Raw genomic sequence first — 13113 nt, 5'->3', positions numbered from 1 at the left:
GGTCCGACACCGAAGCCGGACACTCCGCCGTCTAAATGCATCTAGCCAAACCAGCGGAACCTCGCGATAGGCTCGGTACAAAGGAGGGCGCAATGTTGCGGCACAAGTACAGCTACGGCGAACACCCCAGTCAGTGGGGCGAACTCTTCATACCTGAACCAAGCAACGGAAACCATCGTGGTCCGGCGTCGATTTCCGGCGGCGTGGCGGTGGTTATCCATGGCGGATACTGGCGCTCACAGTACGGTGCCGAGCTGGGCGAGCCCCTGGCCCGTGACCTGGCGGCCCATGGAATTACCGCTTGGAACCTTGAATACCGCAGGGCCGGCAACGGGGGTGGTTGGCCCCATACCTTCGAAGACATCCTGGCCGGCATTGACCACCTGGCCGAGATTGCCGGCGACCACGAATTGCAGTTGGGCAAAGTGGTGGCCTTGGGGCACTCCGCGGGTGGCCACTTGGCAGTGTGGGCCGCCGGGCGCGAACGGCTTTCGTCGATGGGTAATCCCGACGCCGACCGCCAACTTGTGCGGGGACCGGAGGAGAACGCCGTGCACCTGACGGGCGTGGTCAGCCAGTCCGGTCTGCTGAACCTGGCGGCCGCTGAGCGCCTGAACCTCAGCAACGGAGCGGTCTGCAACCTCATGGGTGGTGACTCAGCCAGATACCCGAAACGGCATAAATATGCAGACCCCATGACATCGCTGCCCATCGATGTTCCGGTATATGCCGTTCACGCCATGGAAGATGAGGACGTCCCGGCCAGCCAGTCGGAGGCCTACGTCGCGGCGAGCAACGCTTCCGGCGGGGCTGCCCAGCTTTTGAGGGTCCCGGGAGACCACTTCGATCTCATCGACCCCAAGGCTGTGGCGTACAAGAAGTGCCGCGAACTCATTCAGAGGCTCCTCTCCTGAGTGCTGGTCGCGGCGGGTCTGCTCTGGCAGAGTAATCCCATGCTGACTGTGATTGGCGAGGCCCTTGTTGACGTCGTCCAGCGCCCCACCGGGATCGAAGCGCATGTTGGCGGGAGCCCGCTCAACGTTGCCGTGGGCCTGGCGCGGCTGGACCACCCCGTGCAGTTCCTGGGACGGTTCGGCCAGGACGCCTACGGCGATTCCGTCGGCGCCCACTTACGGTCCAGTTCAGTGATGGTGCCGATTCCGCCGGACAACAAACCAACCAGCGTGGCCACCGCCCTGATCGACGACGACGGCGCCGCCACCTACACCTTCGATCTCGCCTGGGAATTGCCCGGACTCAGCGCCCGGTTGCCGCTCATGCTGCAGGGCGCCACTTTGCTGCATACGGGTTCGATTGCCACCGCCTTGGAGCCTGGAGCTGCCGAGGTGCTGGCCGCCGTCGAGCATGCCCATCCGAGCAGTACCATCAGTTTCGATCCGAACTGCCGCCCGTCCATCATTACCGATCAGGAATATGCGCGGACGCAGGCCGAACGCTTTGTTGTCCTGGCCGACGTCGTCAAAGCCTCCGACGAGGACCTGGAGTGGCTGTATCCCGGTGTGGATCCTTTGGAATCGGCGCGTCGTTGGCTGTCCTTGGGTGGAAGTGAGGGGCCTGCGCTGGTGGTGGTGACTCGCGGCGTCAAAGGTCCCTGGGGCATTACCAAGGCAGGCGAGGCCGAGGTTCCCGCACCCAAGGTCGATGTAGTGGACACAGTGGGTGCCGGGGATTCCTTCATGGCGGGGCTCCTCTCCGCGATCGTGGACCGGGGACTGGACGGCGCGCAGAACAGGGAGGAATTGCGGGCCATGCCGGCCGAGACTTTGGCTGCGATCATGCAGCACGCAGCGAGGGCAGCGGCCGTCACGGTGTCACGCCCCGGAGCCAATCCGCCGTCGAGGGCTGAACTCAACCACGGTTAGAACGTCAGTGGGCTCCGTGACCGGGTGCCACTTCCTCTCCGGTCTTGACCGGTCCGGGAGGTGTTCCGTCGCCGAAAGGCCGGCCGTCCATCGACTCGCGGCCATGCGGAGTCAGCCATCCTGACAGGTCCGGGCCGGCAGGGATGATCTGTGTGGGATTGATGTCCTCGTGGACCACGTAGTAGTGCTTCTTGATCTGCACGAAGTCGATGGTGTCCCCGAACCCGGGCGTCTGGAACAAGTCCCTTGCGTAGGCCCAGAGCGCTGGCATTTCGGTGAGCTTGTTCCGGTTGCACTTGAAATGGCCGTGGTACACCGCGTCAAAGCGGGCCAGCGTGGTGAACAGCCGGACGTCCGCCTCGGTGATGGTCTCGCCAACCAGGAACCGTTGGGCTGAGAGCCGTTCCTCAAGCCAGTCCATGGCAGTCCAGAGGCGGGAGTAGGCAGCGTCATAGGCCTCCTGCGAACCTGCGAAACCACAGCGGTACACGCCGTTGTTGACCTCGGTAAAGACGCGCTTGTTGACCTCGTCGATCTCGGCGCGAAGGTGCTCCGGGTACAGTTCCGGAGCACCCGGCCGATGGAACTCCGTCCACTCCGTGGAGAAATCCAGGGTGATCTGCGGGTAATTGTTGGTGACCACTGCTCCACTGGGAATATCCACCAGGGCTGGAACCGTGATTCCGCGGGGATAGTCCGGGAAGCGCTGGAAGTAGGCCTCCTGCAGGCGTTCGATTCCCAGGACGGGATCCTTGCCGTCCTGGTCCAGGTCAAAGGTCCATGACCGGGCGTCGTGGGTAGGTCCGGGCTGGCCGAGGCTGATGGCGTCCTCGAGGCCCAACAGCCGCCGGACAATGACGGAACGGTTGGCCCACGGACACGCCCGCGCCGCGATGAGCCTGTAACGTCCGGGCTCCACGGCCCATCCGGGTTCACCGTTCGGTCCCGGAGTTCCATTGCGAGTGATGCGGTCTTCGATGTAGTTGGTGTCCCGGTTGAATTCTCCGCCTGTAACGTATGCGCCTTTGGTGCTGTGCTCTTCCTTCGTCTTTTCACTCATGGACCCACACTATGGCGGACTCCCTGCGGGCCGCGAGGGCCTGCGCCCGAACCCGCTCCGATACCACCCACGTAGACTGGCATCATGCGGCTCGTAGCAAGTGACATAGACGGAACCATCCTCGGCCATGACGGAAAAATCAGCGCCAGGACCATCAAGGCGTTCCAGGACTGCCGCGATGCCGGGGTGGAACTCGTGTTCGTCACGGGCAGGCCGCCGCGGTGGTTGTACCCGCTCCAGGAACAGTTGGGGCACAGCGGGATCGTCATTTGTTCCAACGGCGCCGTGGTGTGGGACCTTGCAACAGAGAAGCCGATCTCGTCCACCGGCCTGGATCTGGCGTCCGTCCTCGAAGCACGCCGCATCATCAAGTCGATCCGTCCAGATGCCTTGTTCGGCGCCGAGACGCTCTTCGGATTCCACCTCGAGCCGGGCTTCATCGAAAACGAAACCAGCGAGCTGCTCGCCGAATTTACCCCCGCACCGCTGTACCAGACGCTCACTGCGGACGACGCCGTCGTGAAGTTCCTGGCGATTACCCGCAATGGCACGCCGGATGAGTTCCTGGCCGAAGTGGCTCCGGCTGTCTCCCACCTGGTGTCCACCACCCACTCGGCGCCGCGGACTGCCCTGCTGGAAATGTCGGTGCCCGGCATCAACAAGGCCGTCACGTTGGCGAAGTACGCGGAGTCGCTGGGGATCGAGGCTGCGGACGTGGTTGCTTTCGGGGATATGCCCAATGACATCGAGATGCTCCGTTGGGCCGGCCACGGGTATGCCATGGCCAGTGGGCACCCCGAGGCCATCCTCGCGGCCGGGCAGCAGGCTCCGCATTTCGATGATGACGGAGTGGCCCAGATCCTCGAGGCGAAGCTGACCGGGCAGACCGTCTAAAGACTCATGGGTGCCGCACGCCTTCTCCGGCCAGGATGGCGCGGTACCCCTCTGTGTAGCTGGGATACGTGAACTGGAAACCGGTGGACCTGAGGCGCTGGTTGGAACAGCGTTTGTCGCCCGCACCGCCGTCGGACGCCGGCCCCACGGGCGGTTCCGGAAGCCGGAGTTCAGCTGCGAGGAAGCGCAAAACGTCGCCCAGCTCTGCCGACTCGTCATCCACGCCGAGATACACGGGTCCGGGGTCCGGGGACATGGTGGCGAGGTGGACGATCATGGCTGCAGCGTCGTCGCGGTGGATGCGGTTGGTGTGTTTCGGCTGACCGGGAATCACCGCCTTGCCCGAGCGGACCTGGTCGATCAACCGCGTGCGTCCAGGGCCATAGATCCCGCCGAGCCGCACCACGGTGGCGTGCGGGTGACGTGAGAACAACAATTCCTCAGCCTCCAGCAGGATCCTTCCGCTGAACCTGTCCGGCTCCGCCGGCGTGGATTCGTCCACAACCGCGCCGCCGGCATCCTTGTACACAGCGGTGGAGGACACGAAGATGATCCGCTTGGGCGCCACCTGTTGGCGCCCGACGGCGTCCAGCACGTTCCGCAGGCCGTCCACGTACGCGGCGCGGTAGGCCTCCTCGGTGGAAGCGTCAGCGGCCAGGGCGACGACCACGATGTCGGCGTCGGGCACCTCCGGAACGTCGTTGGCCACGTCAGCCTTCACCCCGCGAATTTCCGGCGGCAGCTTCTCCGGAGACCGCCGTATCCCGTACACCTGGTGGCCCGCCGCAGCGAATCGCAGGCCGGCTTCGGTTCCCAAGTCGCCGCAGCCGGCAATCAACACAGTCATTCCCTTAGTTTGCCAGCCGCGCAGCCGTCACCGACTTCCCAGACTCCATACAACCGCCGTTCAACTTGTGCCCATAGGCTTCCAGCCAAGGACCCGTTCGCATCGCGTCCCAGCAGTTGGAATCCAGGGGGCAACCATGGCCAAGCGCCGAATCAACGACTTCACTTCCGCGCCGGTTCGTCGCATCGAGCCGGACCACCAATGGCGTTCACTCCGCCGCGGCGATCGAGTCAGCGTCACGCTGACCCCCGGCTTCGCGGAACACGGCGTGGTGGACGACGTCACGGGAGATGCCACTGCAGTTTGGGTGGAGCTCGACGGCGGTCGCGGCCGGACGCTGGTGCACGTCAGCGACGGCGTGGCGATCGTCCCGCAGGAGTCCTGAGCACGCTCTCCCGACTGGAGCAGTCAGTTACGCTACGGGTGTGACGCTGCCCTACTTCCTGCGCAAAGACGGCTCGGCTGGGCCCTTGGCCTTTGCCCACCGGGGCTTCTCCCTGGACGGCCTGGAAAATTCGATGGCAGCGTTCCGCGCAGCCGTTGAGCTGGGAACCGTCCACCTTGAAACGGACGTCCACACGACAAAGGACGGCGTCCTGTTGGTCTTCCACGATGAGTCCCTGGACCGGGTGACCGATTCCACAGGGCGTATCGCTGAGCTGACGGCGGGCGAGGTCTCCGCAGCCCGTATTGGAGGGCGTGAGCCGGTACCCACGTTCGATGAGCTCGTTGTGGCCTTCCCGCAGGCCAGGTTGAACCTGGACGTGAAGGACTGGAATTCAGTGGTTCCCTTGGCGGAGGCCATCGAGCGCCACGGTATCCACGGGCGCGTGCTGGTGACGAGCTTCTCCGACCGTCGTCGCAGGGCGGTGTTGAAGAAGCTCAGCGAGAGGACAGCCTCTTCGGCGGGGAGCACCCTCACGGCGCTGTTCGTCTTCATTGGCCCTGTCCTTCCCGCGCCGTTGGCACGCAGGCTGCTTGCCGGCGTCGACGCTTTCCAGGTGCCTGCCCGCTACGGCCGGTTCCCGGTAGTCACCCGGGGCTTCGTCCGCCGGGCTCATCGCGTGGGCCGGCAGGTCCATGTGTGGACCATCAACGAACCCGGTGAGATGAACCGTTTGCTGGACCTTGGCGTGGACGGACTGGTTTCCGACCGGCTGGACCTGCTCAAAGAAGTCCTCATCAATCGACGCCAGTGGGTTTAGCGCGGGAGCGCTAAACCGCGCCGGTGAGAGAGCGTTTGCCTGAAGGGGCGATTCCGTGAGAGAGGATCGGACGCTCTCTCACGGAATCGCCCTTTCCGCCGGACGCTCTCTCACGGAATCGCCCTTTCTGCCGGACGCTCTCTCACGTAATCGCCCTTTCCGCCGGACGCTCTCTCACGGAATCGCCCTTTCTGCCGGACGCTCTCTCACGTAATCGCCCTTTCCGCCGGACGCTCTTTCACGGAATCGCCCTTTCCCCCGGACGCTCTCTCACGGAATCGCCCCTTCTACCGGACGCACTCGCAGCTACTCCCTCTCGATGGCCGCCCGGCGCTGCTGTACCGCCCTGATCCGGGAGAGGTCCAGTTTGGCGGAGCGATCGAAGGTGAAGATCCCGTTCTTTTCCTGGAATACATCAGTGAGCTGCGTGTAGCAGTAGCCGAACATCTCCGGGTTATCCAGCAGAACGCCGCAGAGGCCTTCGAACCGCTCGTAGAACTCCTCCTCGCTGGCGACGCGCTGACCATAGCCCCAGGACGTTTCGACGTCGTTGCCCGCGGCCGCCGCTTGCCGGGCCTCAGCCTCGTTCCACCAAATGCCGCCGAACTCGGAGACAAAGAAGGGCTGCCCGTTGTAGGGAACGGAGTACTCCACTCCGTCATGCGCGCGGTTTACGAAGGGCTTGCCACCGGCCAGGCCCGCCTGCTCCACGCGGAAGGTGTCCGGGTCCTGCTCATACGAATGCGAGTCGTAGATGTCCGTCTCCCGGACCCGGTGGGAGTATCCGGAGGCGTCGATGACGGGCCGCGTTGGATCGGCGAGCTTGGTGGCCAGGAACATGGCCTGGGTGACGTCGTCCAGCACCGTGATCCTGTCATGCAGATGCTGGTGGGTTTCATTGAGCGGACACCAGCCGATGATGCTCGGGTGGTTGTAGTCGCGCTGGAGGACTTCCAGCCACTGCGCCACAAAGCTTGCTGTGGGCTGTTGGTTGTGGCCAAGGGTGCCACCGCCGGAGACACCCCAATCGCCGAACTCGCCCCAGACCAAGTAGCCCAAGCGGTCCGCGTGGTACAGGAACCGCTCTTCGAAGACCTTCTGGTGGAGCCGGGCGCCGTTGAAACCTGCAGATTTGGCCAGTTCGATGTCCTTGACGAGCGCGGCATCATCCGGCGCGGTCATGAGGGACCCGGGCCAATAGCCTTGATCGAGAACCAGGCGCTGGAACACGGCCTTCCCATTGATGCGGACCACCCTGCCGTCCAAGGCTATGGAACGGACTGCCGCATAGCTGCTGACTTCATCCACTGTTTGTCCCACGTCGTTCTTGAGTGTGACCTGGAGGTCATACAGGAACGGGTCCTCGTGGGACCACGGACGGAGCTGCGCTTCAGGGATCTCGAACCGAAGCGCGGGGGAAAGGTCGACGTCGGCCCTCGCCGATGCCTCCATCCGCACCTTGGATTGGGGGTTGGTGAGGACGGCTTCGACGGTGTGGCCTGTGCGGTTCCGGGAGACGGGCACCTCAAGTGTCAGGCTGGAATCGGCCAGGCCTGGGGTCATGCGAAGGCGCTTGATGTGGACATCCGGAACTGCTTCCAGCCACACCGTCTGCCAGATGCCCGTGGTGCGCGTGTACTGGCAATGCGTGTTGTTGTACCAGGTGGCTTGCTTGCCCCTGGCCTGCATGTCGTGGCGGGAATCGCGTGCCCGCACCACGATGTCGGCGGCAGCGCCGGGTTCGGTGACTTCGCTGAGGTCGGCGGTGAAGGGAGTGAATCCGCCCCTGTGCCGGGCAACTTCCACGCCGTTGACCCATACCGTTGCGTCGTGGTCCACGGCTCCGAAGTGCAGCAGGACTTTGAGGCCTTCCCAATCCCGCGGAATGCTCACGCTCTTCCGGTACCAGACGGCCTCCATGAAATCGACATTCTCCACTCCGGAGAGCGCAGATTCCGGCGCAAACGGGACCAGAATTTCCCCGGCGAGTTCACGCGTCAGGAGGCCTCGCTCCAGACCTGAGTCTCCGGCGTCGATCTCGAAACCCCACGTGCCGTTGAGGTTGAGCCAGGTGTCGCGGACCAGTTGGGGGCGGGGGTGTTCGGGCTTGGGGAGGGCGGTCTCGGTCAAGATATCTCCTTCTGAAGCGGAAAGAATCATCATTTACAACGTTAGAATCTTCGGCCTTCCGATTCCAAGGGTTCTTTCAATACAGCTTGGCTGAATACATGATTGGCTGTACTTTGAGGTAATGGAAACGCTCATGCAAGCTCCCGTGTTGGCCCGTTTCGGGTACGCCGTCTCAGACCCCACCCGTGCCCGGATCCTCCTGGCCTTGTCCGAGACGCCGTCCTACCCTTCCGATCTGGCAGACACTTTGGGCGTTTCGCGGCAGAGCATGTCCAACCACCTGACCTGCCTGCGTGGCTGCGGACTGGTGGTTGCCGTGCCCGACGGGCGCAGGAGCCGTTACGAACTCGCGGACGCGCGGCTCGGCCACGCCATCCGGGACCTGCTGGGAGTGGTCCTGGCGGTGGACCCGTCCTGCTGCGCGCCGAACGGAGAGTGCTTCGCGTGACACTTGCTGCTCTTACCGTGGACCGCCGCATTGTCCTGACCCGACGGATCAGGCTCTTCGCCGCCGCCACCATCACTTACAACGTCATTGAGGCCGTCGCAGCACTGTGGGCCGGTGGAGTGGCCGACTCCTCCGCGCTCCTGAGCTTTGGATTGGATTCCGTCATTGAGGTGACCTCGGCGCTCGCGTTGTCCTGGCAGTTTTCCGCCAAGGATCCTGAGCGGCGCGAGCACCTGACCCTGCGGATCATCGCCATTTCCTTCTTCGCCCTGGCTGCCTTCGTCACAGTGGATGCGGCCAGATCGCTGTTGGGGGCGGGGGAGGCCCAGCACTCGACGCCAGGACTCGTGATCGCAGCGTTGAGCCTCGCGATCATGCCCGTGCTGTCCTGGGCGCAGCGCCGCGCCGGCAGGGAATTAGGTTCCCGGACCGCCGTGGCCGATTCGAAACAGACGCTCCTCTGCACGTACCTGTCCGCTGTCCTGCTGGTGGGCTTGCTGCTGAACAGCACCCTTGGGTGGTGGTGGGCGGACGCCATGGCGGCGCTGGTGATCGCAGGCATCGCCGTTCGTGAAGGCTTCAATGCATGGAAGGGCGACGTGTGCTGTGCGGTGCCGGCCGGCCGCCAGGGAGACGTTGTGGCTCAGAGCGCACCGGACGCTTGCTGTGACGACTGCTCCAAGGATCGACCAAGCAACGTGTCCCTGACCCTCGGCAGCAAGCCGGCTGACCGATGAGCGTGGCCGTAACGGGCCGGCGCGTCCGCCTTGCCATCTGGATCCTCCTGGCAGCGGTGATTGGGGTCGGAGCCATCTCCTATGCCGTCATCACCTCCAGCAAGCCGGAGCCGCTCGCGGCAGCGGACGCGCAGCTCGTCCGGGCCGACAGCCACCGCGTCACCAGTCCGCCCGCCGAGAAGGCCCAGCTGGTGGAGTTCCTGGATTTCGAGTGCGAATCCTGCCGTGCCGCTGAACCCTTGCTGGCTGAGTTGAAGAAGGAGTACGGGGACCGGATCTCGTTCGTCCACCGCTATTACCCGCTCCCTGGCCACCGTAACTCCGGGACGGCTGCCGTCGCTGTCGAAGCGGCTGCGCAACAGGGGAAGTACCAGGAAATGGCCGCCAAGCTGTTCGAAACACAGCCGCAGTGGGGTGAGAAAACGGACTCCCAGGCAGGGCTGTTCAGGACTTACGCACAGCAATTCGGCCTGGACATGCCGCGCTACGATGCCGCCCTCGCCGACCCCTCGGTGAAGGACAGGATCAGTCGCGATGTCGCCGACGGCCGGGCGCTTGGCGTTACAGGCACGCCCACGTTCTTCCTCAACGGCAAGAAACTCACCCTGGACACGGAGGAGCAGTTCCGGCAGTTGCTGGACGAGGCCATCCAGGACTAGCCCGCCGTGAGAGGCTGGACCTACGCGTCCAGCCTCTGAGCCAAGGAGATTCACGTGACCCAGTACCGTTTGGCCATCCTTGACGACTACCAGCAGGTCTCCGGCGACTACGCGCCGTGGGAGTCACTGCTCGACGACGGCGTGAAAGTCACGGTTTTCAGTGCACCTTTCGTTTCGGAGGAGCAGGCTGTGGCCGCCTTGGCACCCTTCGATATCATCGTGGCCATGCGTGAGCGGACGCGTTTCCCGCGGCGCGTCCTTGATTCACTGGTCAATCTGAAGCTCCTGGTCACCACCGGCATGGCGAATGCTGCCATCGACATGGAAGCCGCCTCCGAGCGGGGCGTTGTTGTGTGCGGCACCGGCGGATCGCCGGCGGCTGCGCCCGAGATGACCTGGGCATTGCTGCTGGCCTTCGCCCGGAACCTGGTGGTAGAGGAGAACTCGTTGCGCGCAGGCGACTGGCAATCCGCCGTCGGATTTGAACTGGAAGGCAAGACCCTCGGGATCGTCGGCTTGGGAAAGATCGGTTCGCGCATGGCGCGGTATGCCCAGGCCTTCGGCATGGAGGTGCTCGCCTGGAGCCAGAACCTCACGGCCGAGGCCGCATCGGCGGCCGGCGCGCGCAAGGTCACCAAGGAGGAGCTCTTCCGGGAGTCCGACGTCGTCACTCTCCACGTGCGTTTGTCGGAGCGGACCGAGGGCATTGTGGGAGCGAACGAATTGCGGCTCCTTGGCCCGGAAGGACTCCTCGTGAACACCGCCCGGGGCCCCTTGGTGGACGAGGCTGCGCTCATACGTGCCTTGGACGAGGGCTGGATCCGCGGCGCGGCATTGGATGTCTACGACGAGGAACCGCTGCCGGCCGGACACGCTTTGCTGCGTTCGCGGCGGACAGTGCTTTCCCCGCACATCGGTTATGTGACGCATGAGAGCTACCGGCAGTTTTACGGCGGAGCATACGAGGATGTGACGGAGTGGCTGGCGGGCTCGCCGGTGCGGGTGCTGAACGGCTGAATCGGGGGATCACTGCGCGCTCCTGTTCGCGCCGTGCGCCCCCCTTCTGCTCAGGCGGCGCACCCGTTCGCCCTGTGCGCTCCCCTTGTGGCCAGGCGGCGCACCCGTTCGCCCTGTGCGCTCCCCTTGTGGCCAGGCGGCGCACCCGTTCGCGCTGTGTGCTCCCCTTCTGCTCAGGCGGCGCACCCGTTCGCGCTGTGTGCTCCCGGTGTTACGGGTGCGCTTGGCGGAAACGGTAGCGACGCCCCCAGCCCCCATGAACCCATCGCCGCAGGACGGAACATTACGCGCTCGGCAAGCGCTTTCCCACGCTAGCTGGCATGATATATCTCATGCGTATCCTCATTGCCCCTGACAAGTTCAAGGGATCCCTGACCGCCGCCGAAGCCGCGTCAGCCATGGCCGAAGGCGCCCTCCGCGTCTACCCCGATGCCGTAACCACCCAGTTCCCCGTGGCCGACGGCGGCGAGGGCACCCTCGACGCCGCCATCGCCGCAGGCTACGAGGAAAGGAACAACGCCGTTGTTGGTCCCATCCTCAAGCCGGTTGGAGCGTCCTGGGCGCTCAAGAAGGAGTCCGGCGGGACCACCGCCGTCATCGAAACCGCCCAGGCATCCGGCCTGGCCCACATGGAACCCACCCCGGAGAACTCCCTTCGCGCGCACAGTTACGGTTGCGGCCAGCTGATCGCCGCGGCGCTCGACGCTGGTGCTACCGAAATCGTCTTGGGCCTTGGCGGTTCTGCCATGTCCGACGGCGGCAGCGGTGCCCTGCGTGCGTTGGGGCTCAAACCCCTCGATGCCGCGGGAAACGTCGCGCCGTTGGGCGGAGGCTCCCTGATCGACGTCGTTTCCCTGGATGTCTCCGAGCTGGATCCGCGCCTTTCGGGCGTGAAGTTCCGCATCGCCGTCGACGTCCAGAACCCGTTGTACGGCACGGAAGGTGCCGCGCATGTCTTCGGCCCGCAGAAGGGCGCCGATGAGGATGCGGTGGAAAAGCTCGACGCCGGTCTACGCAACTGGGCGTCGCTCCTTCGGGAAGCCACCGGCCGTGACGTCAACGTGCCGGGAGCCGGAGCGGCAGGCGGGTTCCCGGCGTCGTTCCTTGCCTTCACCGATTCCGCGCTGGAAGGTGGCTTCGCCTTGGTCGCCGGCCTGACCGGGCTTGCCAAACACTTGGGCGAAGCTGACCTGGTGATCACGGGCGAGGGTTCCATGGACGAGCAGTCGCTTACGGGCAAGGCGCCCATCGCTCTCGCTGATGCCGCGAGCGTCCACGGGATTCCGGTGGTGGCTGTTGCCGGCCGGATCACCGTAACGCCGGAAGACCTGGCGAAGCACGGGATCGTGGCGGCTGCCCAGCTGCTGGACGTGGCGCAGCGCAAGGACGGTGTCCCGGACATTGCCGACGCGGTTGCCAACGCCGGCAAGTACGTGGCGTGGGCCACCAACCAGGTCCTCGAGGGCGCGTAACGCCTATTGCCGGTAGCCCTCGACTTCGCTGACGGGACGGGCTTCGGCGTCATCGGGGTTTTCGCCGGCGTCGCGCTTGGCGCGGCGTTGGCGGAGCAGGTCCCAGCATTGATCAAGCTGGGCTTCCACCTGCGCCAGCCGGGCTTTGCCATCCTCCGGAGTGGAGGCATCGCGGAGCTGGTGTTCCTCTTCCACCAATGACTGGATGCGTTCCAGGATGTCCTGATTGTCCATGGTTCTGACTCCTACGCTTGGTGGGACGGTTATGTTCGAACGTAGTCCTGCTTAAGTTGCACGTCTACCGGCATACTGGGCACATGGAGTTCACCACCACCATCGTTGGCGATGGCAACAAGGCCGGCATCGTCGTACCCGAGGAAATCGTCGAGGCGCTGGGAGCAGGCAAACGGCCGCCGGTGGTGGTGACGATGAATGGCCAAAGCTATCGCAGCAGCATCGCGGTGATGGGCGGAAAGTACATGGTGGGCGTCAGTTCGGCCAACCGCGAGCTGACCGGTGTCTCGTCCGGGGACACGCTCGAGGTGGGCCTCGAAGTCGACACCCAGCCCCGCGTCGTCGAAGTTCCGGAGGACCTCGCTGCCGCCCTGGATGCCGAGCCTGACGCCAAGGCCTTCTATGGAACCCTCAATTACAGCGCGCAGCGGCGTTATGTTGAGCCGATCGGGGACGCCAAGACCCCCGAGACGCGGGCACGCCGCATAGCGAAGGTCGTGGCGGACCTGAAAGCCGGGAAGAAGTAG

15 protein-coding genes are annotated in these 13113 nt (G+C 64.6%); 11 read left to right on the top strand and 4 right to left on the bottom strand.

The genetic code is table 11. The features are described 5' to 3' along the window. Positions 1 to 92: 92 nt before the first annotated feature. Together ACIQTZ_RS10700 and ACIQTZ_RS10695 are read left to right on the top strand one after the other, a co-directional pair. Positions 93 to 914, top strand: a complete 822-nt coding sequence (locus ACIQTZ_RS10700) for an alpha/beta hydrolase (protein WP_402949869.1) — start codon at positions 93 to 95, stop codon at positions 912 to 914. A gap of 39 nt (positions 915 to 953) precedes the next feature. Further along, positions 954 to 1883 (top strand): carbohydrate kinase, encoded by a 930-nt coding sequence (locus tag ACIQTZ_RS10695; RefSeq protein ID WP_402949872.1) that lies wholly within the window; start codon positions 954 to 956, stop codon positions 1881 to 1883. A 4-nt stretch (positions 1884 to 1887) separates the two neighbouring features. Here the strand turns inward: ACIQTZ_RS10695 and ACIQTZ_RS10690 are convergent, their stop codons facing one another. Next, positions 1888 to 2943, bottom strand: coding sequence for a glutathione S-transferase family protein (locus tag ACIQTZ_RS10690; protein ID WP_402980271.1), 1056 nt, complete (start codon positions 2941 to 2943; stop codon positions 1888 to 1890). 84 nt (positions 2944 to 3027) lie between these two features. Between ACIQTZ_RS10690 and ACIQTZ_RS10685 the strand changes: the two genes are divergently transcribed. Beyond that, positions 3028 to 3837: an HAD family hydrolase gene (locus tag ACIQTZ_RS10685; protein ID WP_402949878.1), complete on the top strand. Its 810-nt coding sequence runs from the start codon at positions 3028 to 3030 to the stop codon at positions 3835 to 3837. A 4-nt stretch (positions 3838 to 3841) separates the two neighbouring features. Here the strand turns inward: ACIQTZ_RS10685 and ACIQTZ_RS10680 are convergent, their stop codons facing one another. After that, complete coding sequence (locus ACIQTZ_RS10680; RefSeq protein WP_402980268.1) at positions 3842 to 4684, bottom strand: SDR family oxidoreductase; 843 nt, start codon at positions 4682 to 4684, stop codon at positions 3842 to 3844. Positions 4685 to 4820: 136 nt separating this feature from the next. Here ACIQTZ_RS10680 and ACIQTZ_RS10675 point away from each other — a divergent pair, with 136 nt between their 5' ends. Further along, on the top strand, positions 4821 to 5069 hold the full coding sequence (locus ACIQTZ_RS10675; protein WP_402980265.1) for a hypothetical protein: 249 nt from the start codon (positions 4821 to 4823) through the stop codon (positions 5067 to 5069). Positions 5070 to 5109: 40 nt separating this feature from the next. Beyond that, positions 5110 to 5889, top strand: coding sequence for a glycerophosphodiester phosphodiesterase (locus ACIQTZ_RS10670; protein ID WP_402980262.1), 780 nt, complete (start codon positions 5110 to 5112; stop codon positions 5887 to 5889). 306 nt (positions 5890 to 6195) lie between these two features. On the opposite strand, the gene ACIQTZ_RS10665 is transcribed toward ACIQTZ_RS10670, so the two are convergent. Next, the gene (locus ACIQTZ_RS10665) at positions 6196 to 8019 is read right to left on the bottom strand and encodes a glycoside hydrolase family 2 protein (RefSeq protein ID WP_402980259.1); all 1824 of its coding nucleotides are present in this window, start codon (positions 8017 to 8019) and stop codon (positions 6196 to 6198) included. Positions 8020 to 8140: 121 nt separating this feature from the next. Between ACIQTZ_RS10665 and ACIQTZ_RS10660 the strand changes: the two genes are divergently transcribed. The 5 genes from ACIQTZ_RS10660 (at position 8141) to ACIQTZ_RS10640 (ending at position 12352) form a co-directional block, all read left to right on the top strand. Next, entirely contained in the window at positions 8141 to 8467 is a 327-nt protein-coding gene (locus ACIQTZ_RS10660) for an ArsR/SmtB family transcription factor (protein ID WP_402980256.1), read from the top strand. After that, a complete protein-coding gene (locus tag ACIQTZ_RS10655) occupies positions 8464 to 9204 on the top strand; it encodes a cation diffusion facilitator family transporter (RefSeq protein WP_402980253.1) in 741 nt (246 codons plus the stop codon). Before ACIQTZ_RS10660 ends, ACIQTZ_RS10655 begins: the two co-directional genes overlap by 4 nt. Then, on the top strand, positions 9201 to 9863 hold the full coding sequence (locus ACIQTZ_RS10650; RefSeq protein WP_402980250.1) for a DsbA family protein: 663 nt from the start codon (positions 9201 to 9203) through the stop codon (positions 9861 to 9863). The genes ACIQTZ_RS10655 and ACIQTZ_RS10650 overlap by 4 nt, the downstream gene beginning before the upstream one ends. A gap of 54 nt (positions 9864 to 9917) precedes the next feature. Further along, the gene (locus ACIQTZ_RS10645) at positions 9918 to 10880 is read left to right on the top strand and encodes a D-2-hydroxyacid dehydrogenase family protein (protein ID WP_402980248.1); all 963 of its coding nucleotides are present in this window, start codon (positions 9918 to 9920) and stop codon (positions 10878 to 10880) included. A 332-nt stretch (positions 10881 to 11212) separates the two neighbouring features. Further along, positions 11213 to 12352 carry a glycerate kinase gene (locus ACIQTZ_RS10640; protein ID WP_402980246.1) on the top strand — a complete coding sequence of 380 codons (1140 nt, stop codon included), beginning with the start codon at positions 11213 to 11215 and terminating at the stop codon, positions 12350 to 12352. Between the two features lie 3 nt (positions 12353 to 12355). On the opposite strand, the gene ACIQTZ_RS10635 is transcribed toward ACIQTZ_RS10640, so the two are convergent. Then, positions 12356 to 12586 (bottom strand): DUF2630 family protein, encoded by a 231-nt coding sequence (locus ACIQTZ_RS10635; protein ID WP_400334792.1) that lies wholly within the window; start codon positions 12584 to 12586, stop codon positions 12356 to 12358. An 83-nt stretch (positions 12587 to 12669) separates the two neighbouring features. On the opposite strand from ACIQTZ_RS10635, the gene ACIQTZ_RS10630 reads away from it, so the two are divergent. Further along, positions 12670 to 13113, top strand: a complete 444-nt coding sequence (locus ACIQTZ_RS10630) for a YdeI/OmpD-associated family protein (RefSeq protein WP_400334790.1) — start codon at positions 12670 to 12672, stop codon at positions 13111 to 13113.

Origin of the sequence: Paenarthrobacter sp. NPDC090520 (genome assembly GCF_044769205.1) — a bacterium.
In the GTDB taxonomy this organism is placed as follows: Bacteria; Actinomycetota; Actinomycetes; order Actinomycetales; family Micrococcaceae; genus Arthrobacter.
The sequence above is the reverse complement of the archived record's forward strand: the minus strand, read 5'-3'. Positions and strand labels throughout refer to the sequence as shown.